Origin of the sequence: Rivihabitans pingtungensis (assembly GCF_003201855.1) — a bacterium.
In the GTDB taxonomy this organism is placed as follows: domain Bacteria; phylum Pseudomonadota; class Gammaproteobacteria; order Burkholderiales; family Aquaspirillaceae; genus Rivihabitans; species Rivihabitans pingtungensis.
The window spans coordinates 130,700-152,941 of the sequence record NZ_QJKI01000006.1 but is presented as its reverse complement, the minus strand read 5'-3'; the positions used below and the strand labels follow the sequence as shown (position 1 = coordinate 152,941).

Below are 22,242 nucleotides of genomic sequence, written 5' to 3'. Positions count from 1 at the left end.
TCAGCCCCCGGTGACCGGCGGGAAAATCGCCACTTCGTCGCCGTCGGCCAGCGCTTGGCCGGCGTGGGCGACAGTCTGGTTGACCGCCACGCGAAAGCTGCGCGCGGCGTCCAGTTGTTCGGCCCACACGCCGCCGCGCGCGCGCAGCGCATCCAGCAGGCTGGCCACCGTGGCGGCGCCGTCCAGCGTGAGGGTTTCCTGGCCGCAGCCCAGCGCATCGCGCAGGCGGGCGAAGTACAGCAGATTGAGGGTGGTCACGTTATTGGTCTTTTGATGAATCGGCGTGCTTCTTGCCGTGGCCAAGCAGCATCACCCAGATATGAAAAATCGCGCCGCCAATCGGCACGGCGGCCATGATGCCGACAAAAATCCATTCTTCCCAGCTGAGCATGGTGGAGTGTCCTGTAAAGCGCTTGCGCGATATGGGTGATGGTAAGGAATTCAGCCGCGCGCGGCTACTGGCGGCTTGGGCTAGGCCGTCAGGTGGGGCCTCCGCTTGGCGACGCTCAATCCCGACTGACGATGCCCTCGGGCGTCAGCAACACGTGATTCACCCAGCTGTCGGTGAACTTGCCTACACACACCGAGTTTTGCCGGCCGCCGCCCCAGTCTACGGTGATGGTGTAGCCCATGCCGGGGCGGTGATTGAGCGCCACCACCCGCCGCTCGCCCGGTTGCAGCTGGGTGAGGGTGATGCGCTCTTGGGTGAAGTCATTGCCGTGTTCAAACACCACCAGCGGAGCGACGCGGTCCAGGGTGTTGTCCAGTTTGACATATAAGGGCTGGCCGGGTGTATGCCAGGCGTGCCACAGGCTGGCAGTGGCCACGCCCACAACCCAGGCCAACAGGGCCAGACGCCAGCGGGAATGCCAGAGGGTGCGCCACAAGGCTTGCATGGCGAGCGCTTTCAATCCATAAAAAAATAGATTGTAGTCAGCCCAGCCTGCCAAAGCCAGCGCCTCATCTTGGCGAGGCGTGCGACCGCAAGCAGTACGAACAGAACGACAAGGCAAACGCCAGGAAGGTTTTGTGCGCGGCGCTTAGAGTCGCTAACAAAACCCAGCGAAGCGGTCCTGGCTAGGCGTGTGACCGCAGACAGTACAAGCAGTACGGCAAGGTCACACAACAACGCCAGGGGGTTTTGTTAGCGGCTCTTAACGCGCCTTTTCAGCGCCAAAGGCCAGGATGTCAGGAATATACTGGGCAAAATCGGCAAAGGTGTGGCCGCCAGTGCGGGTGACGGTTTGTTTGCAGCCCACGTAGTGCGACACCATTTCGCTGCTGTCCAGCACTTCGTCATCCTGGGCGCACAGCAGCCAGAAGCGATCCGGGTCGGGGGCGCTGACTCGATAGCGGCCCAGTTGTTCGAAATATTCCGGGCGCACCAGCACTTGCTCGCCAGTCACATAGTGGGTTTGCACGCCAGCGTAGCGTTGCAGCGACAGATCCGGGCGCACCGCCGGGTTGATCACCACGGCCGGGGCGTTCCATTTTTGCGCCAGCCAGGTGGCATAAAAACCGCCCAGCGAGCTGCCCACCAGCAACACGGGTTCGTCGATACACTCCATCAGCGCCGCCTCGGCGGCGTGGATGGCAGCGTCGGGCTCCACCGGCAGGGTGGGCGCCAAAAATTGGCCCAAGGCGCCTTGCGCCGCCAGATGGTCAGCCAGCGCCTGCGCTTTGACGGTGGTCGGGCTGGACAAAAAACCGTGCAGATAGACAATGTGCGGAATCATGCTGGGCAGGCGCTCCCCACGCCTGTCGCCCACCTCTGCTGCCCGCTGTGGCCTGGGCGCGTGGCGGATGTGGACGCAAACCGTTAAAGACATCAGCATGGTAGCACGCCAGGGCGGGCGCAGGCATCAAACGCGCGTTTGATGGCCACTCACTCCTTTTTTAGCGTCGCTCACAAAACCCGGCGAAGCGGCCCTGGCTAGGCGTGTGACCGCAGACAGTACAAGTTCGTACGGCAAGGTCACACCACAACGCCAGGGGGTTTTGTGAGCGGCTCTTAGCCCTCCACGCTGCCGACATCAGCGACTAAGCAGTCCCCGCAGCGGCAGCACGCCTGTGTTGCCGATTTGTGCAACAAAGCCCGCCCTCGTTACAATATTCCCCCGAAAACGCTTGCCCGGCCATCACCGACGGCAAGCCTGGATGAATGCTGTTCGCCAGCGCCCACGCCCGCCGCCGGCCGCGCGCTGTTTTGCCCCCAACCTTCAGGAACCTGCCATGCGCGCCTCGCAATTTTTTCTGTCCACCCTCAAGGAAGCGCCTTCCGAGGCCGAACTGCCCAGCCACAAACTGATGCTGCGCGCCGGCCTGATCAAGCGTCTGGCCAGCGGCCTGTACAGCTGGATGCCGCTGGGCTACCGGGTGCTGAAAAAAGTCGAGCGCATCGTGCGTGAAGAAATGGACCGCGCCGGCGCCATCGAGCTGCTGATGCCGGCGGTGCAGCCGGCCGAGCTGTGGCAGGAATCCGGCCGCTGGGAGTTTTACGGCAAGGAGCTGTTGCGCCTGAAAGACCGCCACGAACGCGAATTCTGTGTCGGCCCCACCCACGAAGAAGTCATCACCGACATCGTGCGCAAAGAAGTGCGCAGCTACAAGCAACTGCCGCTGAACTTCTATCAGGTGCAGACCAAATTCCGCGACGAAGTGCGCCCGCGCTTTGGCGTGATGCGCGCGCGCGAATTCATCATGAAGGATGCGTATTCCTTCCACACTGATTTTGACAGCCTGAAAGCCACCTATCAGGGCATGTACGACGCCTACTGCCAGGTATTCACCCGCCTGGGCCTGAGCTTCCGCCCGGTGGCGGCAGACACCGGCTCGATTGGCGGCACCGGCAGCCATGAATTCCAGGTGCTGGCCGACAGCGGCGAAGACGTGATTGCCTACTGCCCGACCTCGCCCTACGCCGCCAATATCGAACTGGCCGAAGCCGTGGCCCCGGCCACGCCGCGCCCGGCCGCTGGCGCCGAGCTGGCGCGGGTGAGCACGCCTGGCGTGAAAACCATTGCCGACCTGGTCGAGTTCCTCAAGGTGGACATTCGCCAGACCATCAAGGCGGTGGTGGTGGAAGGCGTCGAGGGCGAACCGGTGTTGCTCTTGGTGCGCGGCGACCACACGCTGAACGAAGTCAAGGCCGAGAAGCTGGCCGGCATCAAGTCGCCGCTGACGTTTGCCGCGCCGTCGGCCATCGAAGCGGCTTTTGGCGCCAAACCGGGTTCGCTGGGCCCGGTGGGCTTTACCGGCCGCGTGGTGGCCGACCGCACCGTGGCCGCCATGGCCGATATGGTGGCCGGCGGCAATGAAGACGATGTGCACCTGACCGGCGTGAACTGGGGCCGTGACTGCGCCGAACCAGAAGTGGCCGACCTGCGCAATGTGGTGGAAGGCGATGCCAGCCCGGACGGCCAGGGCGTGCTGGCGCTGTGTCGCGGCATTGAAGTGGGCCATGTGTTCCAGCTGCGCACCAAGTATTCCGAAGCAATGGGCGCCACCTATCTGGACCGCGACGGCAAGCAGCAAGTGATGGAAATGGGCTGCTACGGCATTGGCGTGTCGCGCATTGTCGGCGCCGCCATCGAGCAGAACTTTGACGAGCGCGGCATTATCTTTACCGACGCCATGGCCCCGTTCACCGTCAGCATCGTGCCGATGGGCTACCGCCGCAGCGAAGCGGTGCAGGCCGCCGCCGATGCGCTGTACGCCGAGCTGAAGGCCGCTGGCGTGGACGTGCTGCTGGACGACCGCGACGAGCGTCCGGGCGTGCTGCTGGCTGATTGCGAGCTGATCGGCATTCCGCACCGCGTGGTGATTGGCGACCGTGGCCTGAAAGAAGGCGTGGTGGAATACCAGGCCCGCCGCGACAGCGCCGCCACCAGCGTGCCGCTGACCGACATCGCCGCCTGGGTGCAAGCGCGACTGAGCGCTTAAGGCCGATGCGCGTTTTGGCCTGCGTCGGGTGGCTGCTGATGCTGGCCCTGAGCCTGGGCGCCAGCCCGGCCTGGGCCGGCGCCCAGCGCGAGGAAGACCTGGCGCACCATGTGGCCTCGGCCATGCGCCGCTCGCTGACCGACCCCAACCCGCCGCGCCTGGTGTTCGAGCATGCAGAAGACGGCGAAGCCTGGCTGGATGAGATGTCGGCGCGACTGGCCAAGCGCATCCCGGATGAATTTGTCCGTCGCCGCCTGCTCACCGCCATCCACTACGAAGCCACCCGCGCCGGCCTGGACCCACAGCTGGTGCTGGGGCTGATTCAGGTGGAAAGCGGCTTTAACAAATACGCCATTTCGCCGGCCGGCGCGCGCGGGCTGATGCAGGTCATGCCGTTCTGGGTGCGCCAGATCGGCTCGCGCGAACACAGCCTGTTTGATCTGACCACCAATCTGCGCTACGGCTGCACCATTCTGCGCCATTATCTGGACCGCGAACGCGGCGACCTGTTTCGCGCGCTGGGCCGCTATAACGGCAGCCTGGGCAAGGCGGAATACCCGGACATGGTGCTGGGCGCCTGGCGACGCCATTGGGATTATTCACCGCCGCCCCGCCGCGCGCGCCGCGCCGACCCTTGAGGGCGGACTCTCTGGAGCACACACATGAGCCAAGACGATTTTCAGCGTGGCCTGGCCACCCGCACGCAAGTGATGGGCCAGGCGTTTGTCGATAAGGCCTTTGCCGACCTGGACGGTTTTTCCCGCCCCTTGCAGGAATTTCTGACCGAACACGCGTGGGGCTCCACCTGGCAACGCGAAGGCATCGAGCTGAAAACCCGCAGCCTGGTCACCGTCGGCATGCTGGCCGCCTTGGGGCGCAGCACCGAGCTGAAAGGCCATGTGCGCGGCGCCCTCAACAATGGCGCCAGCCTGGTGGAGCTGCGCGAAGTGCTGTTGCACAGCGCGGTGTACGCCGGCGCGCCGGCGGCGGTCGAGGCGTTTCGCGCCGCGCGCGAAGTGCTGAACGAGCTGGGGCTCAGCCTGCCGGACGACAGCGCCAGCTGAGGGCATGCAGTACGGCAAGCCGCACGCGCCGCGTCGGAAGCGTCTGGCAAGTTGCGCGGGCCATCAGGCCGCGGGCTGATCGTCTGCCGCAAACACCGCCGCCAGCGTAGTGGCATCCAGCGCCCGATCCAGCCAGCACTCCAGCTCGGCCAATTCCGCCTGAGCAATGCGCGCCTGATCCGTAGCGGACAACTCGCCAAAACGCCGACGCAGCACCCGCGTCAACGCGGCGGCCTCACCCTGACGCTGTCCTTGCAGCATGCCCTGCTGCATGCCCTGCTGCATGCCGTGTTGCATGCCCTTGCGGGTAGCTTCGTCAAACCAGCTTTCAATGCGTTCGGCCAGCATGCTATCAGCCTCCATGATGTCGTTGATCTGATTGATTTCTTCGATGGTAGAGTGGGGGGCTTTGCGGCGCAAGAGGCTGCGTACCCACACGCCAAAAGCTCGGCGCAATGATTGCAAGGCCGGGTCTTTCAGCATGGGGTCCAGCGCTTGCAGCACCCGGCGCAAATCGGCCACATTGCGGCCGTGTTCCAGCCGAAACAACGCTTCAGCAAAGTTGCGCACGCTGGACAACGGATGCAGTTTTAACCGCGCTTCATCCACCAAGTGATAGGGCAAACGCGGCACAAAGCGCGCCAGACCAGGCGGTGGCGCGACAAAACATTCAGCCACCTCCAGCGGTGCACGCCAAACCGACATGCCGTTATACAAAACAATCGGCAGAATGGGAGGCAAACAACCGTCGATAAGTTCGTTTTCCCGGATCAGATGCTGGGACAACAGCCCCAGATACACCAACATGCGCACCGACATCCAGCGGTCTGGCTCACTTTGGAATTCCAGCAGCAGATACACCCACAACCAGTGTGGCCCTACCTTGACCCGCCAGACCATATCGTCATGGCGCTGCCGTTCGCTGTCAGCGACGTAACTGCCATTCACATGCTCCAGGGTAGAGAAATCCGCCTCGGCCACCCACTCGGCAGGCACATAACCCAAGAGCAGATCGCGCACCATTTCCGGGTGAGAAAACAGCAGGCGATAACCCGTATCGTATTGCGCCATGGAAGTCACCCCGGGGAGAGCATAAAATTATTTATTGTTATAAATGATTTTTCTGTCAGCCGCCATGCCATCGACGCAAACCGCCACATATACCGCCGCCATGCCACAATGCCTCTTCCCGTACTGAACGAGCGCCCCATGTCGATCCCCTTGCCGCCCGCCCGCGCCGCCTGGCGCAATCGTCTGTATCAGATCATTTTTGAAGCCGACACCCCGGCCGGCAAGGCGTTTGATGTGGGATTGATTGTTTGCATTCTGGTGAGCGTGGCGCTGGTGATGCTGGATAGCGTGCAGGATATCCATACCCGCTTTCACCAGGAGTTATGGGTGGCGGAATGGGTGGTCACTGTGCTGTTCAGCGCGGAATACCTGGCGCGGCTGCTCAGTGCACCACGGCCGTGGGCGTATGCGCGCAGCCTGTTTGGGGTGATTGATTTGCTGTCGATACTCCCCACACTATTGATGCTACTGTTTCCCGAGCTGGCTTATCTGCTCACCATCCGCGCCTTGCGCTTGTTGCGGATTTTTCGGATTTTCAAACTGGGACGCTATATCGCCGAGACACAGATCATCCTCACCGCTCTGCGCCAGAGCCGGCAGAAAATCACCGTATTTCTGACGGCGGTGTGCGTACTGGTGGTGATGATGGGCAGCACGCTGTACGTGGTGGAAGGCCCGGCCAATGGCTTTACCAGCATTCCCAAGTCGATGTACTGGGCGATTGTCACCATCACCACGGTAGGCTACGGCGACATTGCCCCGAAAACCCCGCTGGGCCAGTTGGTCGCCTCACTGGCGATGATTTCCGGCTACGCCATCATTGCGGTGCCCACCGGGATTGTCAGCTCCGAACTGATTCGCGGCGAGCGCCCGCGCGCGCCCACCCGGCCAGTGACCTGCCCACACTGCCTGCTGGAAGGCCATCAGGACGATGCACGGTTTTGCCGGGCCTGTGGCGCGGCCTTGTTATCAGCGGCGCCCGCGCTTAGCGTCGCTCACAAAACCCAGCGAAGCGGTCCTGGCTAGGCGTGTGACCGCAGACAGTACAAGTCGTACGGCAAGGTCACACAACAACGCCAGGGGGTTGTGTGAGCGGCGCTTAACCAGCCACCGCACAGCGGCGGGCAAACTCAGCCAGACTAATGTCCAGCGCCGCTTCGCCCGGCGCCAAGGTGGCGCGCAGCGCCTGCGCAGTGGGCGAGCGCAGCCGCTCGGGCAGCGGCGGCAAGACAAACAGCTGATGCAGCTGGCGCAGGGTGATGTGCTCGGGCCGGCCGGTCAGCAGCCAGCCATCGTCGCGGGTGCGGCTGACCAAGCCCGCGCGCGCCAGGGTGTCGAGAATCTGGCCCAGCTCGTCGTAGCCGGTGTGCACATCGTCGCGCAGCCGGCCCAAGGTCAAGGCCCGGCCGCGTTCCTGCGCCGCGCTCAGGCACAGCAGGGTGTCCAGCACATGCAGCCAGCGCCGGCTGACGCCGCTGGCGTCACGCCAGGCCTCGTCCGCCCAGTAGGGCAGGGCAGCAGTCAGCACCGCGCCGGACAACACCACCAGCCAGATCAATTGCAGCCACAACAATAAAATCGGAAACGCCGACACCGCGCCAAACACCAGCGGATTGCCGCGCGCCAGGCCCACATACACACCAAAGCCGCTTTGCGTCAGCGTCAGCAACAACGCCGCCACCGTGGCGCCAATCAAGGCGTGCTTGCGCGGCACATGGCGGTTGGGGGTAAGCGCGTACAGCGCCATCAGCACCAGCGTGGTCAGCCCCAGCGAGGCCAGCCATTGCAGCGCGTCGGCCAAGGCCGGCGCCTGGCGCTCCAGCGCGCTGGCCTGCATCAGGCGACCCAGCGCCGACAAGCCGCCGCCCAGCAGCAAGGGGCCGACGGTGAGCATCGCCCAGTAAATCAACATCTGCCGCACAAACGGACGCGGCGCATGCACCCGCCAGATGGCGTTAAAGGTGCGCTCGATGGTCAACATCAGCGACAGCGCGGTAGCGGCCAACAGCGCCAGGCCCACGGCGGTCAGCCGGCCGGCGTTGTCGGCAAACTGGCGCATATACACCGAAATAATCTTGCCGGCAAAATCCGGCACCAGATTGCTCAGCAAAAACAGCTTGATGCGCGCGCTGTAATCGGCAAACACCGGAAACGCCGACAGCACAATCAGCGCCAGCGTCACCAGCGGCACCAGCGACAGCAAGCTGGTGAACGCCAGGCTGGCGGCCACCTGCACGCAGCGCTCTTCGCGCAGCGCGCGGCGCACCACAAAACCGGCAAAGCCCAGCAGGCGGGCCAGGGCGGGCGGCAACAAACGGGACACTCGGGCGGCAAACAGCATGGCAAAGGGCTGGGCGTGGGCAAACCCGCATTGTCCGGGCCGACAGCGGCGCACACAAGCGCCGCGCGCGCTGCGGTTACAATAGCGGCATTCGCGTCGCGCCCCTGCGCGCTCAAGCGCCCTGAAGAAGGGCGCGACGCCCAACAGTGCTGACGGAGAACACAATGCAGGAAATTCTGGTGCTGTACTACAGCCAGCATGGCGCGGTGAAGCAACTGGCGCAATTGATCGCCCGAGGGGTGGAATCCGTGCCCGGCTGCCAGGCGCGGCTGCGCACCGTGCCCAAAGTCTCCACCGTGTGCGAAGCCACCGCCCCGGTCATCCCGGACACCGGCGCGCCCTATGTCGAACCGGCGGATCTGGTGGAATGCACCGGCCTGGCGCTGGGCAGCCCCACCCGCTTTGGCAATATGGCGGCGGCAATGAAGTATTTTCTGGATGGCGGCACCGGTTTGTGGCTGAACGGTGCGCTGGCCGGCAAGCCGGCCTGTGTGTTCACCAGCTCGTCCAGCCAGCACGGCGGCCAGGAAAGCACTCTGCTGTCGATGATGCTGCCGCTCCTGCACCACGGCATGCTGCTGGTGGGCCTGCCGTATTCTGAACCGGCGCTGTCCGCCACCCAGACCGGCGGCACGCCCTACGGCGTCAGCCATGTGGCCGGGCCCAATAACGACCGGCCGATTTCCGACGACGAACGCAAACTGGCCATCGCCCAGGGCAAGCGCCTGGCGGAAGTGGCGCTGAAGCTGCGCGGCTGAGCCCTGACGCAAAAAAACCGCCGGAAGAACCCTCCCGGCGGTCAATACACCCTTGAAACTTCACACCCGTGAAGCTTGAACCCCAGGCAGGCGGCGCATGCCGCCCGCCAAGAGACGATCAGCCGCGCTTGCCCTGACGAGGCTGCGGCATGGCTTGGTCGAAAGTCGCTTTTTGCGATTCGCTCAGGCCATCATAAAAACGGCGGGTTTCTTCTTTCATTGCCTCCAGCGACTTCATGCGCAACTGCATATGCTCGCTCATGCGCTCCAGTCGCTCCGGCGCATGGGCCGGCGGGGTTTGCTCGCGCATTTTGTCGAACTGCTCGCGATGCTGCTTGGCCTGCTCGCGCACAAAACCGGCGTAACGCTGCCAGGCGCCTTGCTGGGCGGAAGTCAGCTTGAGATCAGTCTTGAGCTTGTCCAGCCGGGCGTCCACCTTGGCCGGGTCCATCATCCGGCCCATCATATGATGGCCGCGCGGGCCGCAATCGCCACCGCCAAACGGCATGGCCCAAGCGCCTGCCGACGCCAGACCCACGGCCACGCCCAAAGCCAGCAAACCGCGACGCAACGAGATGTGCAACATGATGCTTCCTCCTCAACAATGATGACAGGGCACGACCGCTGTCGTGATGCAAGCATTTAACCGCGTCGATGTAACCTGGGCATGTCCGCCAGCGGCCAAAATGTAACGTACTGTTGCCAAAGCCGACGCGGTTAACTGCCGTTACCCGAAACTTGCCCGCCGCCGCCCGCAAGGCAGGATAATTCAGCCATGGACACACTCGATCACTTGCTGGTCGTCGATGACGACCGCGATATCCGCGAACTGCTCACCGACTACCTCACCCGCAACGGCTTTCGCGCCACGGCGGTGGCCGACGGCCGCGCCATGCGCGAAGCGCTGGCCGCGCATGCGTTTGATCTGGTGATTCTGGACGTGATGCTGCCCGGCGAAGACGGCCTGACCCTGTGCCGCGAACTGCGCGCGCGCTCCAATCTGCCGATTTTGATGCTCACCGCACGCGGCGACGACCTGGATCGCATTGTCGGGCTGGAAATGGGCGCCGACGACTACCTGCCCAAGCCATTCAACCCGCGCGAACTCCTGGCGCGCATCAAGGCGGTGCTGCGCCGCGCCCGCGCGCTGCCGGATAATCTGTCCGCGCCGTCACACAGCTACGCCCGCTTTGACGGCTGGGAGCTCAACTTTGACACCCGCACGCTGACCGACCCGGCCGGCGTGGCGGTGGAATTGTCTGGCGCCGAATTTCGCCTGCTGAAAATCTTTGTCGAACGCCCGCATCGCGTGCTCAACCGCGACCAGTTGATGGATTTGCTGCACGGCCGCGACACCGAGCCTTTTGACCGCAGCATCGACGTGCAAGTCAGCCGCCTGCGCCAACGCCTGGGCGACGACGCCCGCGAAGCGCGGCTGATCAAAACCGTGCGCGGCGAAGGTTATGTATTTACTGCGCCGGTCAGCCTGGCCGGAGACACGGCATGAGGCTGTTGCGCCCACGCTCGCTGTTTGCCCGGCTGGCCTGGCTATTGGTGGCGGCGGTGGCAGTGGCGCTGGCGGTCAGCACCTGGCTGATGCACCGCGACCGAGGCGAGCAATACCTGCGCAACCGCGCCGAATTCAACGCCCACCGGCTGGTGGAGCTGGCCAACTGGTTTGACACCCTCAGCCCGGCCGAGCGCGAACGGCTGGCGCCGCTGGTGTCCTTGCCTGGCCTGGGCATTCGCCTGGCGCACGAAGATGCCCCACCCGAGCCATTACGCGTTTTGCCGCCGCCGGGCATTTGGCTGGAACAGGCCCTGCGTGACGCCGACCTGCGCCGGGAGGTGCGGCTGAGCTTTGGCCGTTCCCACCACGACGATGACGAGCACGGCGGCCGACGCCTGCAAGCCTGGCTGCATCTGGCCGATGGCAGTTGGATGGTGGCCAAAGTGCGTCTGACGCCAGGTGGCCACATGCCACCACCGCCTCCTTTTGTAGGACAGTTGGTCGCCACCCTGGCTGCCGTGCTGCTGGTGGCGCTGGTGGCCGCGCGCAGCATGACCCGCCCGCTGGCCAAGCTGGCCGATGCCGCTGACGCGCTGGGCCGCGACTTGCGCCGGCCGCCGCTGGACTTGCGCGGCCCACAGGAAGTCGAGCGGGTTGCCCAGGCATTCAATGGCATGCAGTCACATCTGCTGGAACACCTGGATACGCGCATCAAGCTGTTGGCGGCGATGAGCCACGACCTGAAAACCCCGATCACCCGGCTGAAGCTGCGCGCAGAAATGCTCGACGACGATGCCATGCGCGAAAAATTTGTCCGCGACCTGGACGAAATGCAGGCGCTGGTGCAAGAAACCCTGGCTTATCTGCGCGATGAATTGTCCGGCGTCAGCCTGGAATTGTGCGATGTGAACAGCCTGCTGGATGCCTGGCAGGCCGACCGCGCCGAGCTGGGCCAGCACCCGCTGCGCCACGGCGCGGCGGAACGGCCGCTGGCCACCGCGCCCGCAGCGCTGCGCCGCATTGTCGATAATCTGCTGGATAACGCCTATCGCTATGGCCAGGGCGACGTCGAGCTGGATATTGTCGACCGTGCCGACAGCCTCAGCCTGCGCGTGCGCGACCACGGCCCCGGCATTGCGCCGGAGCAACTGGAACAGGTATTCGAGCCCTTCTATCGACTGGAAAGCTCACGCAACCGCAGCTCGGGCGGCAGCGGCCTGGGGCTGACCATCGCCCGCCATCTCGCCCACCAGTTGGGTGGGCAATTGACGCTGGAAAACGCCGCCGACGGCGGCCTGTGCGCCACGCTGACGCTGCCCCGACGCTGAGCGTCGCCCACAAAATTCAGCGAGCGCACTGTCCCTGGCAAGGTAGGCAGCCGCCGACGGTACAGATAACCACAACGCCAAGAAGTTTTATAAGCGGCGTTACACTGTCAGCACCACCCCAGCCGCCAGCGCCTGCACTTCGCACGGCGCCAGCGCGGCAATTTGCGCCAGCGTGCGCTCGGCGTCGGTGGGTTTGAGGTGGCTGATCCACACTTGCACCTGTGCTGGCAGTTGCGCCAGATCGGCCGCCAGCCGGCTGGGGCTGTAATGGCGGGCCTGGCCAGCCAGCCGGGACTCTTCATCAGGAAACGCGCATTCAATCAGCAGGTGGCGCAAATCCGGGCTGGCCAGCACGGCCTGCCAGAACGCCTCGTCGCTGCTGGTGTCGCCGCTGAACACCAGACTGCCGGTGGGGCCTTCCAGCCGATAGGCCACAGCGGGCACGGTGTGATGTGCCGGGAGTGCGGTCAAATAGCCGTCATCCATGGCAAAGCGCTCGCCCACGGCCAGCGGCCGCCACTGCAACCATGGCGCTTCTGCGCTGGGCAGTTGGCTGAAATCCGGCCAGATCTGCCAGTTGAAGATGTGCTGGCGCAGGCTGTCCAGCGTGGCGGGCAACCCATGCACCTCCAGTGGGCGCGTGCGTGCCGCCCCCACCGAATCCACCAGCAGCGGCAGCAAGGCCACATGATCCAGATGGGCGTGACTAAGAAACACATGGTCAATCGCCGCCATTTCTGCCAGCGACAGCGAGCTCAGGCCGGTGCCGGCGTCAATCAGCGCGTGCGCGCCCAGCTTCAGGCAGGTGGTATGCCGGGCGCCGCCGATGCCGCCATCGCAGCCCAGGACGGTGAGTTTCATGCAGGGGATTCTTTCGGGAGTCTATACCATCACGCACCACACACGGTGCGGCGTCTGGTCGATATTGTGCGGGGGGATGCTGGCCTCGGCAAGGCTGACAGCCTCCGGTTTGACGCCCGTTGTGTCACACGGCCTCCCTTGCTCAAGAAACATGAACGCAATGTAAGGCGTCGCGCTGCTGTACAACGTGTGGTCGCAAGCAGTTTCGTCATCGCCGGGGCATTTGCTGGGCGTCTGGAAACGGGAAAAGAGGAGCAGGATCGACGGGAATGGAAAGCCCACCGGCCGTTGCGTTTTTTACCACGCCATCAGGCCAGTTGACTTATCCATCGGGTTGTTCCAATCCAGACGAGAATATGTTTCGCGCTTTTTCGCTGGCAAGACCGGCCAGGCGGCTGGGCCACCCGGCCAGATCGTTAACGGTACTTGGCGAAGCTCACAAAATTCAGTGCGGCAATCGGTTAGGCGCGCAAGAAAAAGGCCGCGCCACCACGCCAGGAGAGGGTTGTTCGCCGTTCTTAGCCGGGCTGCCGGTTCCAGTAGCCGGCCACCTGACCATACAGGAAGTGAATCGCATTCTTGTGCACATCGTAACCCAGCAGCTCCAGATTGGCGTTGGGCTCAAACAGCATGATGATGTCCGACCCGCCAAAACCAAAGTAACCAAACTCGGCGCCCTTGGCCACCGTCTGGCCCACCAGGGTGTCGTACATATGCACCGACGACACCTGGCACATGCCCACCGGAATCACCGCCACCTTGCCGATGCGCTGCGCCGGATCGGCGGCGGCGTTGGTGTCGATGACCAGCACACCGCGCGCCTGCTTGAATTCATAACCATCCTCCGCCGAATCCGGCGCGTCAAACTGATCGCCGCTCAGCTGCACGTCCAGATACACCAGCCCTTGCACCGCCTTGCTGGTCAGCACCGCGCCAGACACCGGGGTGTGAAAGCGGTGGTAATCAAACGGGCTGAGGAAGTAATGCACAAAGGTCCCGCCGTAAAAGCTGGACGCGCTGGCGTCGCCATCCAGCAGTTCATCCACCGTGCCGATGGTGTGAGTGAGCTTCAGGCGCACGCGCGTGGCGTTGCCGTCGCTGTCGATCACATTACCGGCGCTGTCGATCGGGAAAACTTCTTTGAAAGTGCAATCGGCCGGGGCGCTGAATGTGGTGTTCAGCTCCGGGTTGGCCACCGGGCGCACGCCAAAATTCAGCTCGCGATAGAAAAACTGGTTAAACGTGGTCCAGCTGCTTTCGTAATACGAGGAATCCGACACATGGTAAGGCGGATCGGCCTTGAACGATTGCAGGCTTTCCGGGGTAAGCGAAGCCGGGGTGTCCAGGAAACTGCCCCAGGCATCGGCAAAGGCGACCAACCACTGACCAAAGGAAAATCCATTATTGGGAGACACATAGCTTTGCAGGGTGTATTGCTGGCCATCATGGCTGGGGCCCTGGTCGATCAGCCAGTAAAACTGGCATAGCCGGTCATACACTTCCTGGCTGTAGCCGGTTTCCGGACTGTTCCAGGCGGTGACGCTGGGGTCGGTGTTTTCCTGCGGCACCAACTGAGCAAACGCCGTCAGATACGCCAGATAGCTGTCGTTGTTGGTCGGCCAGCTCAGTGCGGCATATAGCGCCGGATCCAGCTGGACTTCGGCACGGGCCTTGGCCACATTCAGCGACAAAGGCAACAGAATGGCCAGCAACACGTCTTGCTTGAGTTGATCGGCAAGTTGCTGGATGACAACATCAGATGCAGTAGCCATGAATCACTCCTGTTGTTCAGGGTAGATGCAACAAGTCCATTGGCATGAATTGCCATGGGCGGGTTAAGAATCTTGCGTGAATCAGGCTATCGGCCAGACCTTATCCCCTCAATTACATCAGATAACACCCTGAAACCAGATGGATGACCGGCTTATTTCTGCTGTGTTTGCAATTTATTTCCTATGCTTTTCAGGATTTCTGCTGTAAGAAAACCCTACCATAAAGATAATTAAACAACATTATCTCCCCAAGTGAATAAGCGATGTCACCGAAAGCGCCAACGTGTCTGGCTGGCGCTTCCTTGCTGTTGCACAGCACGGTTACGCGTGCAGACCCGCCAAGGAGCCTGCACAAGGGTCAATCAGCCGGGCAAGCGGTCTGCCTGTTCGGCAATACCCAGCGCCAGACGGGCCTTGGCCATATTGTCGCTGCTGTCCTTCAGGACATAGCCTTTTTCCAGCATGCGAGTCATGTATTGCTTGTTGTACAAGAACGACATGATCAACTGCCAGATGCCAAAAGTGAACAAGGAAAACAGCAGATGCAGGGCCGCGACGCCCAATTCGCCGCGAAACAGCGGAACAAACCAGCCAAAGAAGAAATACGTCCAGCTGAAGCCGTAAGCACCGGTCTTGGTCAGGCCAGTGGCAGGATGTTGAATGGTGATTTTGGTTGCCATGATTTACACACGATCCTTTTAAATGAAGGGCAGGGCAGGGCACGCCTGCAAACAGCCTCGGGCAGACAGGCAAAATCTTCTACAAGAATCTGATTACATAGAAGATCTCAATGCCGGCCGGCCAAGCAGGTCATGCTGTCTACCAGACGGGTCTTTTTACCCATTGCGTTGCAACAGCGTATTGCATTACCGATTAAACGCGATATCGCCATGCCATGGCAAGTGGCACGCAAGAGGTATCGCTGACAAGCCGGGAAAAACCCGCTCATGCAGAATGGGCGTGATGCTGCACGGCAACAAGCCCAGGAAAATGCACCATTGACATACCTGGTTTTGCCAAGAAAATAAAAAAAGCCCGCCATCAAAGGCGGGCCCAACTCTCAAGGGAAACGCAACCCGGCGGCGGACTTCCCGGTCGCCGCCGGCGGCCAGCTGGCCTATTTCATGGTGGGCATGACGAATTCCGCGCCGCTGGCGCGCTGCGGCCAACGGGTGGTGACGGTTTTCAGTCGGGTGTAAAAGCGCACCCCCTCCATGCCATGGACGTGCTGGTCGCCAAACAAAGAGGACTTCCAGCCGCCAAAACTGTGAAACGCCATCGGCACCGGAATCGGCACATTCACCCCAACCATGCCGGCCTGCACGCGGTGGGCAAAGGCGCGCGCAGTGGCGCCGTCGCGGGTGAACAAGCTGGTGCCGTTGCCATACGGGTGATCGTTGATCAATTGCAGCGCCTGCTCGAAGCTGGCCACCCGCACCACGGCCAGCACCGGGCCAAAGATTTCTTCGCGGTAAATGGTCATCTCCGGGGTCACGTGGTCAAACAGCGTGCCGCCCAAAAAGAACCCCTGCTCGCAGCCCGGCACACTCAGCGCGCGGCCATCCACCACCAACTGCGCGCCTTCGGCCACGCCGCTGTCGATATAACCCGTCACCTTGGCGCGGTGCTCGGCGGTGATCAGCGGGCCCATCTCGGCATCCGGCGCCGTGCCGGCGTTGACCTTCAGCGCGCGCACCCGCTCGGCCAGCTGCGCCACCAGCGCATCGCCCACCTCGCCCACCGCCAAGGCCACGGAAATGGCCATGCAGCGCTCGCCGGCCGAGCCATACGCCGCGCCCATCAGCGCGTCCACGGTCAGCTCCAGGTCCGCATCCGGCATCACCACCATATGGTTCTTCGCCCCGCCCAACGCCTGCACGCGCTTGCCGTAGTGCGCGCCGGTTTCGTAGATATAGCGGGCAATCGGCGTCGAGCCGACAAAGCTCACCGCCTGCACATCCGGGTGGGCCAGCAGCGCATCCACGGCGGTTTTGTCGCCGTGCAGCACATTGAACACCCCGGCCGGCAACCCGGCTTCGGCCAGCCAGTCGGCCAGCAGCAAACTGGCCGACGGGTCGCGCTCGGAAGGCTTGAGCACAAAGCAATTGCCGCAGGCCAGCGCCACCGGAATCATCCACAGCGGCACCATGGCCGGAAAATTGAACGGCGTGATGCCGGCCACCACTCCCAGCGGCTGGCGGGTGGCGTAGCTGTCAATGCCCGAGCCGACTTCTTCGGTGTAATCGCCCTTGAGCAAATGCGGAATGCCGCAGGCAAACTCCACCACCTCCAGGCCACGGGTGACCTCGCCCAGCGCGTCGTTGATCACCTTGCCGTGCTCACGGCTGATGCACTCGGCCAACTGCAACTGGCGAGCTTCCAGAATTTCTTTAAAACGGAACATCACCCGCGCCCGCTTCAACGGCGGCGTCGCGGCCCAAGCCGGCCACGCCGCCTGCGCCGCCGCCACGGCGGCCTGCACATCAGCCACACTGGCCAACGGCGCCTCAGCCACCGCCTCGCCCAAGGCCGGATCAAACACCCGCGCCCGTCGCGCGCTCTCACCCAAAGTGCGCTCACCCGCCCAATAATGCGGAATCTGTTTCATGCTGGGGAACACTCCATCGCAAACCATCACACCCCGCCGCCCACAGGCCACGGGAAAAATTTTTACCGCCCACCCCTGGCGATATGCCGGGGATGGGTGGATTGCTCAACACACGGCGCTCAGCGAGATTTCGCTGTCAGCGCGCCGTGGCGCCTGGCCTGGGTCCCCGCCTGCGCGAGGACAACGCGGCAGCGAGGAAAATACCGAAAAGTAATAAATATCTATGGCAATTTAAGATTTTCAGCGCTTTGCCCGTCGCGCTTAGCCCGCCGTTTCCCCCGTGTGGCGCGCCGAGCATCGCAGAAAGTCAGGGAGGTTTCCGGCCCGGCTAAGCGGCGGCGCAGCCGACGCGCCATTCCGGGACGGCCCTGACTTTCGAGAAGCACAGGGCCGTCAGCCCGCAGGGCTGACCGCGCCACCCGGGTCGCCTTTCTTTTCCCCCTTTTCTTTGGCGAAACAAAGAAAAGGGGTCGGGTGCGGGGCGAAGCCCTGCCCAAAATCCAGCCCCAGCAATACCCAGAGCCGCTCACAAAATCCAGCGAAGCGATCCTGGCTAGGCGTGTGCAGACAGTGCAAGTCGTACGGCAAGGTCACACAACGACGCCAGGGGGTTTTGTGAGTGGCGCTTAGCGATTCGCCTCCACCGCCTCCGCCACCACCGCAAACAACTGGGCAATCTGCGCCGGCTCGATAATCAGCGGCGGCGACACGGCAATGGTGTCGCCGGTAAAGCGCACCATCACCCCGCGCTCCCAGCAGGCCTGGAACACTGCATAGCCGCGTGCGCCGGCCGGTTTATCCGCCCATGGCGTCAATTCAATGCCGGCCACCAGGCCCAGCGTGCGCACATCCTTCACCCCGGACGCGCTTTGCAGCGACAGGGCGGTGTCCATGAACACATCCTGCTGGCTGGCCGCGCGGGCAAACAGCTGTTCGTCTTCATACAGTTTGAGCGTGGCCAGCGCCGCCGCTGCGGCCAGCGGGTGGCCGGAGTAGGTGTAGCCGTGCGGAAACTCGATGGCGTGCGCTGGGGCGGCGGCCATGAAGGCGTCGTGGATGGCTGGTTTGACCAGCACCGCACCCATCGGCACGCAGCCATTGGTCAGGCCCTTGGCGCAGGTCAGGATGTCGGGCAGCACGTCAAAGCGGTTGGCGGCCCAGTCGGCACCCAGGCGGCCAAAGCCGGTGATCACTTCATCAAAAATCAGCAAAATGCCGTGGCGGTCGCAGATTTCGCGCAGGCGCTTCAGATAGCCCTTGGGCGGCAAAATCACCCCGGTGGAGCCTTGCATCGGCTCGACAATCACCGCGGCGATGGTGGACGGGTCGTGCAGGGTGACAATGCGCTGCTCCAGCTCGTCGGCCAGCTCGACGCCAAATTCCGGCTCGCCGCGGCTGAAGGCGTTGCGGGCGATGTCCAGCGGGTGGCGCAGGTGGTCCACGCAGGGCAGCGAGGCGGGGAAATGCTTGCGGTTGCCGGCCATGCCGCCCACCGCCACGCCGCCAAAGTTCACCCCGTGGTAGCCGCGCTCACGACCAATCAGCTTGATGCGGGCGGCGTCGCCGCGCGCGCGGTGGTAGGCCAGGGCGATTTTCAGCGCGGTGTCGGCGGCTTCCGAGCCGGAGTTGCAAAAAAACACCTTGGACAAACCCTTGGGCGCCATCGCCGCCAGCGCCTCGGCGGCTTCGAATTCCACCGGGTGGCCCATCTGGAATGGCGGCGCATAGTCCAGGATGGCGGCCTGACGCTGGATGGCCTCGACAATCGGGCGGCGGTTATGGCCGGCGTTCACACACCACAGGCCGGCGCAGCCATCCAGCACCTGGCGGCCGTCGGCGTCGGTGTAGTGCATGCCATCGGCGCTGACCAGCATGCGCGGGTTGGCCTTGAACTGGCGGTTGGCGGTAAACGGCATCCACAGGGCGTCCATTGCGGTCATGGCAAAGTCTCCAGGTCGGCGGGGGGATAGAAATCGGATTGGGCAAGCTCAGCGCACATCATGGCGACAAAACCATACAGTTGGCAGTACAGTTGGCCACTATTGCATCGATACTGTATGGGTGATTTCAGCATGACAGTTCCGTTTGCCGCTTTGCAGCGCCAGCAGCCGCTGGCCCCGCAAATCATCGAGCAGCTGCGCGAGCGCATCGAACAGCGCCAGCTGCGCCCCGGCGCGCGCGCGCCGTCCATCCGCCAACTGGCGCGCGAGCTGCAAGTCAGCCCGTCCACCGTGGTGGAGGCCTACGACCGGCTGGCGGCGCTGGGCTATTTGCAGGCGCGGCGCGGCGCCGGGTTTTTTGTCACCGAGCGGCGCGACCGCCCGGCGCGCGAGCACACGCCCAAGGTCACCGAGCTGGCGGTGGACGCGCATTGGCTGTCGCGCAATGTCTACCAGACCGACGCCGGCGCCCTGCAAGCCGGCTGCGGCTGGTTTCCGCCCGACTGGTTTGACCGCGACAGCCGCCAGCGCGCGCTCAAGCAAGCCGCCCGCTACGACAGCGAGCTGGCCGAATACGGCCACCCGCAAGGCTATGCGCCGCTGCGCCGCTATCTGGAAGATTGGCTGGGAGAGGCCGGCATGGCCGCGCCAGCCGAGCATATCCTGCTCACCCAGGGCGCCAGCCAGGCGCTGGACCTGGTGGCCTGCTGCGTGGCTCGCCCCGGCGAGGTGGTGCTGGTGGACGACCCAGGCTATTGCAATCTGCTGTCCTGCCTGACCCTGCGCGGCTTTACCGTGATTGGCGCGCCGTGGACACCGCACGGCCCGGACACCGCCGCGCTGGAGCAGCTGTTGCAAACGCATCAGCCCAAGGCGTTTTTCACCAACCCCTGGCTGCAAAACCCCACCGGCGCCAGCTACAGCCCGGCCACCGCCTACCGTGTGCTGCAACTGGCCGAGCAATACGGCTGCTATGTGGTGGAAGACAATGTCTCGGCCGAACTGCAAGCCGTGCGCGGGCAAACCCTGGCGGCCATGGCCGGGCTGGCGCGGGTGATCTACATCGGCAGTTTCTCCAAGACCCTGTCGCCCGGCCTGCGCGTGGGCTTTGTCGCCGCCGCGCCTGGCATGATCGACGCGCTGACCCACGCCAAGATGATTGCCGGGCTGACCTCATCCAGCCTGGCCGAACGCCTGGCGCTGGCCATGCTCACCGATGGCCGCTACCGCAAAAACCTAGAAAGATTAAAAACCCGGCTGGCCCACGCCCAGGATGCCACGCTGGCCATGTTCACCGAACTGGGCTGGCCGCTATTCACCGCCCCGGCCGGCGGCCTGTTTGTCTGGGCCAGCCCCGGCGACAGCGGCCCCGACCCGCTGCGCCTGGCCGAATGGGCGCGCGCCGCCGACATCCTGCTGGCGCCAGGCTGCCTGTTCCGCCCCGACCGCACCGACACCCCCTGGCTGCGCTTTAATGTGGCGTTCAGCCATGGCGAGGCGCTGCGGCGGTTTTTGCTGGGGTATCGGCGAGGGTAAAAATCGGTGTCACCACACAGCACGCCTGATGGCGCGGCCAGTTGGCGATCTTGGGTCATGTAATAGACTTGCACCCGCTGGCGAGTCGATCCGCCAGGCAGCCCTGGTGCACCCTGTGCACATTGCCGCCAGCAAGATGACGACGCATCAAGCAGCCTTTACCCTGAACGCCCCGCTCTCTTTGTCAGGAACCCTCATGTCTTCCCGCTCGCCCTTGCCACCCGCGCAACTGATTGCCTTGCTTGGCGCGCTGGTGGCCTTTGGCCCGCTGGCGATTGACCTGTATCTGCCCGCGCTGCCCGCTATCGCCCACGGCCTGGGCGCCAGCATCGAAGCCGTGCAAAGTTCGGTGACGGTGTTTCTGGCCGGATTTTCTTTGGGGATGTTGTTGTACGGCCCTTTGTTCGACCGCTATGGCCGTCGGCCGGTGTTGCTGGCCGGCATGGCCTTGTTCACTGTCGCCAGCCTGGCATGCTGGCTGGCCAACAGCGTTGAGTTGTTGATTGCCGCCCGCTTTGCCCAGGCCATGGGCGGCGGCGCGGCTTCGGTGTTGGCGCGGGCGGTGGCGCGCGATGTGTTTGCCCCCAAAGAGGCGATTCGTCAGTTGTCGCGCATGGCGATGGTGACGTCAGTGGCCCCGCTGCTGGCGCCGATGCTGGGCAGCGCGGTGCTGGCCTGGGGCGGTTGGCGCAGCCCGTTTGCCGTGTTGTTTATCTGGGGGGTGCTCAGCACCGCCGTGGTGGCTTGGGTGCTGGCGGAAACCTTACCGCCCGAGCGGCGCGGCGGCTTGACGCTGGGCCAGGCGTTTGCCGCCTACGGCCAGATGTTGCGCCAGCCGGCGGCCGTGGGTTTGTTGCTGGCCGGCGGTTTGTCGTTTGCCGCGATGTTTGCCTATATCACCGCCAGCCCGGATTTTTTTATTGGCCAGCAAGGCTGGTCGCCCAGCGCCTATGCGCTGGTGTTCGCCGCCAATGCGCTGGGGATTTTTAGCGCCAATTTCATCAACAGCCGCCTGGCGCACCGGCTGGGCGCGGCCACGCTGGCCGGGGCGGGCAGCCTGGCCGGTTTGTTGGCGGCGCTGGTGATGAATGTGGCGCTGCTGGGCGCCACGCCAGCGATGGGCTGGGTGGTGGGCGCGCTGGCGGTGGCGGTGAGCGTGACGGGCTTATTGGGCGCCAATTGCGTGGGGCTGTTGATGCAGCGCTTTGCCCAGGCCAGCGGCGCGGCGGCGGCTTTGTTTGGCGCCAGCCAGTTTGGCTTGGGCATGCTGGCCAGCGCGGCGGTGAGCGCGCTGCACGACGGCAGCGGCCGGCCGATGGGCTGGGTGATGCTGGCGTGCCTGGCTGGGTCGGCGGCGGGTTTTGTCGGGTTTTGGCGCGCGCGGTGATGCGGGGGCGATATGCTCAAGCCGCCACCAAGCATCACGTCGATTTTCATTCGGCGATGATTTTGGTGGCTTTAAGATGCCTGTCGCGAACACAGTGGGCGCGTGCTATCTCCTTACCTGAGGC

Annotated in this window: 21 protein-coding genes; 9 read left to right on the top strand and 12 right to left on the bottom strand. The window is 63.7% G+C overall.

Annotation, left to right across the window (positions count from 1 at the left end; genetic code table 11):
- From moaD to DFR34_RS06895, 4 genes are all read right to left on the bottom strand, one after another.
- Positions 1-258: a molybdopterin converting factor subunit 1 gene (gene moaD, locus DFR34_RS06905; protein ID WP_110390418.1), complete on the bottom strand. Its 258-nt coding sequence runs from the start codon at positions 256-258 to the stop codon at positions 1-3.
- Position 259: 1 nt separating this feature from the next.
- Positions 260-391 carry a hypothetical protein gene (locus tag DFR34_RS17740; RefSeq protein ID WP_273481209.1) on the bottom strand — a complete coding sequence of 44 codons (132 nt, stop codon included), beginning with the start codon at positions 389-391 and terminating at the stop codon, positions 260-262.
- 115 nt (positions 392-506) lie between these two features.
- Positions 507-896, bottom strand: coding sequence for a hypothetical protein (locus DFR34_RS06900; protein WP_110390417.1), 390 nt, complete (start codon positions 894-896; stop codon positions 507-509).
- A 258-nt stretch (positions 897-1,154) separates the two neighbouring features.
- Positions 1,155-1,736 (bottom strand): YqiA/YcfP family alpha/beta fold hydrolase, encoded by a 582-nt coding sequence (locus DFR34_RS06895; RefSeq protein WP_158281754.1) that lies wholly within the window; start codon positions 1,734-1,736, stop codon positions 1,155-1,157.
- Positions 1,737-2,232: 496 nt separating this feature from the next.
- Between DFR34_RS06895 and DFR34_RS06890 the strand changes: the two genes are divergently transcribed.
- The 3 genes from DFR34_RS06890 to DFR34_RS06880 are packed head-to-tail and all read left to right on the top strand — an operon-like array spanning position 2,233 to position 5,006.
- Positions 2,233-3,942, top strand: coding sequence for a proline--tRNA ligase (locus DFR34_RS06890; protein WP_110390452.1), 1,710 nt, complete (start codon positions 2,233-2,235; stop codon positions 3,940-3,942).
- 38 nt (positions 3,943-3,980) lie between these two features.
- On the top strand, positions 3,981-4,580 hold the full coding sequence (locus DFR34_RS06885; protein WP_245906829.1) for a lytic transglycosylase domain-containing protein: 600 nt from the start codon (positions 3,981-3,983) through the stop codon (positions 4,578-4,580).
- A 24-nt stretch (positions 4,581-4,604) separates the two neighbouring features.
- Positions 4,605-5,006 carry a carboxymuconolactone decarboxylase family protein gene (locus DFR34_RS06880; RefSeq protein WP_110390414.1) on the top strand — a complete coding sequence of 134 codons (402 nt, stop codon included), beginning with the start codon at positions 4,605-4,607 and terminating at the stop codon, positions 5,004-5,006.
- A 63-nt stretch (positions 5,007-5,069) separates the two neighbouring features.
- On the opposite strand, the gene DFR34_RS06875 is transcribed toward DFR34_RS06880, so the two are convergent.
- Complete coding sequence (locus tag DFR34_RS06875; RefSeq protein WP_110390413.1) at positions 5,070-6,077, bottom strand: Rpn family recombination-promoting nuclease/putative transposase; 1,008 nt, start codon at positions 6,075-6,077, stop codon at positions 5,070-5,072.
- A gap of 138 nt (positions 6,078-6,215) precedes the next feature.
- Here DFR34_RS06875 and DFR34_RS06870 point away from each other — a divergent pair, with 138 nt between their 5' ends.
- Entirely contained in the window at positions 6,216-7,103 is an 888-nt protein-coding gene (locus tag DFR34_RS06870; RefSeq protein ID WP_110390412.1) for an ion transporter, read from the top strand.
- A 73-nt stretch (positions 7,104-7,176) separates the two neighbouring features.
- Here the strand turns inward: DFR34_RS06870 and DFR34_RS06865 are convergent, their stop codons facing one another.
- Positions 7,177-8,472, bottom strand: coding sequence for a YihY family inner membrane protein (locus DFR34_RS06865; RefSeq protein WP_211309317.1), 1,296 nt, complete (start codon positions 8,470-8,472; stop codon positions 7,177-7,179).
- A gap of 110 nt (positions 8,473-8,582) precedes the next feature.
- On the opposite strand from DFR34_RS06865, the gene wrbA reads away from it, so the two are divergent.
- Positions 8,583-9,176: an NAD(P)H:quinone oxidoreductase gene (gene wrbA / locus DFR34_RS06860; protein ID WP_110390410.1), complete on the top strand. Its 594-nt coding sequence runs from the start codon at positions 8,583-8,585 to the stop codon at positions 9,174-9,176.
- 118 nt (positions 9,177-9,294) lie between these two features.
- On the opposite strand, the gene DFR34_RS06855 is transcribed toward wrbA, so the two are convergent.
- The gene (locus DFR34_RS06855) at positions 9,295-9,762 is read right to left on the bottom strand and encodes a Spy/CpxP family protein refolding chaperone (RefSeq protein WP_110390409.1); all 468 of its coding nucleotides are present in this window, start codon (positions 9,760-9,762) and stop codon (positions 9,295-9,297) included.
- Between the two features lie 189 nt (positions 9,763-9,951).
- On the opposite strand from DFR34_RS06855, the gene DFR34_RS06850 reads away from it, so the two are divergent.
- Together DFR34_RS06850 and DFR34_RS06845 are read left to right on the top strand one after the other, a co-directional pair.
- Positions 9,952-10,683: a response regulator gene (locus DFR34_RS06850; protein WP_110390408.1), complete on the top strand. Its 732-nt coding sequence runs from the start codon at positions 9,952-9,954 to the stop codon at positions 10,681-10,683.
- Positions 10,680-12,014: an ATP-binding protein gene (locus tag DFR34_RS06845; RefSeq protein ID WP_110390407.1), complete on the top strand. Its 1,335-nt coding sequence runs from the start codon at positions 10,680-10,682 to the stop codon at positions 12,012-12,014. The genes DFR34_RS06850 and DFR34_RS06845 overlap by 4 nt, the downstream gene beginning before the upstream one ends.
- A 99-nt stretch (positions 12,015-12,113) precedes the next feature.
- On the opposite strand, the gene DFR34_RS06840 is transcribed toward DFR34_RS06845, so the two are convergent.
- The 5 genes from DFR34_RS06840 to aptA all read right to left on the bottom strand — a co-directional run bounded on the left by DFR34_RS06840 (position 12,114) and on the right by aptA (position 19,195).
- Positions 12,114-12,875, bottom strand: coding sequence for a 3',5'-cyclic-nucleotide phosphodiesterase (locus DFR34_RS06840; protein ID WP_110390406.1), 762 nt, complete (start codon positions 12,873-12,875; stop codon positions 12,114-12,116).
- Positions 12,876-13,393: 518 nt separating this feature from the next.
- Positions 13,394-14,647, bottom strand: a complete 1,254-nt coding sequence (locus tag DFR34_RS06830) for a phosphatidylserine decarboxylase (RefSeq protein WP_110390404.1) — start codon at positions 14,645-14,647, stop codon at positions 13,394-13,396.
- A gap of 362 nt (positions 14,648-15,009) precedes the next feature.
- The gene (locus DFR34_RS06825; protein ID WP_110390403.1) at positions 15,010-15,327 is read right to left on the bottom strand and encodes a hypothetical protein; all 318 of its coding nucleotides are present in this window, start codon (positions 15,325-15,327) and stop codon (positions 15,010-15,012) included.
- Positions 15,328-15,764: 437 nt separating this feature from the next.
- Positions 15,765-17,255 (bottom strand): CoA-acylating methylmalonate-semialdehyde dehydrogenase, encoded by a 1,491-nt coding sequence (locus tag DFR34_RS06820; RefSeq protein ID WP_110390402.1) that lies wholly within the window; start codon positions 17,253-17,255, stop codon positions 15,765-15,767.
- Positions 17,256-17,881: 626 nt separating this feature from the next.
- Positions 17,882-19,195, bottom strand: coding sequence for an omega-aminotransferase AptA (gene aptA, locus DFR34_RS06815; protein WP_245906828.1), 1,314 nt, complete (start codon positions 19,193-19,195; stop codon positions 17,882-17,884).
- Positions 19,196-19,327: 132 nt separating this feature from the next.
- On the opposite strand from aptA, the gene DFR34_RS06810 reads away from it, so the two are divergent.
- Both DFR34_RS06810 and DFR34_RS06805 read left to right on the top strand, forming a co-directional pair.
- On the top strand, positions 19,328-20,731 hold the full coding sequence (locus DFR34_RS06810; RefSeq protein WP_158281753.1) for an aminotransferase-like domain-containing protein: 1,404 nt from the start codon (positions 19,328-19,330) through the stop codon (positions 20,729-20,731).
- Between the two features lie 196 nt (positions 20,732-20,927).
- Positions 20,928-22,118: a multidrug effflux MFS transporter gene (locus tag DFR34_RS06805; protein ID WP_158281752.1), complete on the top strand. Its 1,191-nt coding sequence runs from the start codon at positions 20,928-20,930 to the stop codon at positions 22,116-22,118.
- Positions 22,119-22,242: the final 124 nt, after the last annotated feature.

Bases quoted from the DNA above. Each gene is read 5' to 3' on its own strand.
- DFR34_RS06820 (WP_110390402.1), bottom strand. From the start codon at position 17,255: ATGAAACAGATTCCGCATTATTGGGCGGGTGAGCGCACTTTGGGTGAG.
- DFR34_RS06890 (WP_110390452.1), top strand. From the start codon at position 2,233: ATGCGCGCCTCGCAATTTTTTCTGTCCACCCTCAAGGAAGCGCCTTCC.
- DFR34_RS06830 (WP_110390404.1), bottom strand. From the start codon at position 14,647: ATGGCTACTGCATCTGATGTTGTCATCCAGCAACTTGCCGATCAACTC.
- DFR34_RS06805 (WP_158281752.1), top strand. From the start codon at position 20,928: ATGTCTTCCCGCTCGCCCTTGCCACCCGCGCAACTGATTGCCTTGCTT.
- DFR34_RS06885 (WP_245906829.1), top strand. From the start codon at position 3,981: ATGCTGGCCCTGAGCCTGGGCGCCAGCCCGGCCTGGGCCGGCGCCCAG.
- DFR34_RS06880 (WP_110390414.1), top strand. From the start codon at position 4,605: ATGAGCCAAGACGATTTTCAGCGTGGCCTGGCCACCCGCACGCAAGTG.
- DFR34_RS06850 (WP_110390408.1), top strand. From the start codon at position 9,952: ATGGACACACTCGATCACTTGCTGGTCGTCGATGACGACCGCGATATC.
- DFR34_RS06855 (WP_110390409.1), bottom strand. From the start codon at position 9,762: ATGTTGCACATCTCGTTGCGTCGCGGTTTGCTGGCTTTGGGCGTGGCC.
- wrbA (WP_110390410.1), top strand. From the start codon at position 8,583: ATGCAGGAAATTCTGGTGCTGTACTACAGCCAGCATGGCGCGGTGAAG.
- DFR34_RS17740 (WP_273481209.1), bottom strand. From the start codon at position 391: ATGCTCAGCTGGGAAGAATGGATTTTTGTCGGCATCATGGCCGCCGTG.
- DFR34_RS06825 (WP_110390403.1), bottom strand. From the start codon at position 15,327: ATGGCAACCAAAATCACCATTCAACATCCTGCCACTGGCCTGACCAAG.
- DFR34_RS06845 (WP_110390407.1), top strand. From the start codon at position 10,680: ATGAGGCTGTTGCGCCCACGCTCGCTGTTTGCCCGGCTGGCCTGGCTA.
- DFR34_RS06840 (WP_110390406.1), bottom strand. From the start codon at position 12,875: ATGAAACTCACCGTCCTGGGCTGCGATGGCGGCATCGGCGGCGCCCGG.
- DFR34_RS06895 (WP_158281754.1), bottom strand. From the start codon at position 1,736: ATGATTCCGCACATTGTCTATCTGCACGGTTTTTTGTCCAGCCCGACC.
- aptA (WP_245906828.1), bottom strand. From the start codon at position 19,195: ATGACCGCAATGGACGCCCTGTGGATGCCGTTTACCGCCAACCGCCAG.
- DFR34_RS06900 (WP_110390417.1), bottom strand. From the start codon at position 896: ATGCAAGCCTTGTGGCGCACCCTCTGGCATTCCCGCTGGCGTCTGGCC.
- DFR34_RS06870 (WP_110390412.1), top strand. From the start codon at position 6,216: ATGTCGATCCCCTTGCCGCCCGCCCGCGCCGCCTGGCGCAATCGTCTG.
- DFR34_RS06810 (WP_158281753.1), top strand. From the start codon at position 19,328: ATGACAGTTCCGTTTGCCGCTTTGCAGCGCCAGCAGCCGCTGGCCCCG.
- DFR34_RS06875 (WP_110390413.1), bottom strand. From the start codon at position 6,077: ATGGCGCAATACGATACGGGTTATCGCCTGCTGTTTTCTCACCCGGAA.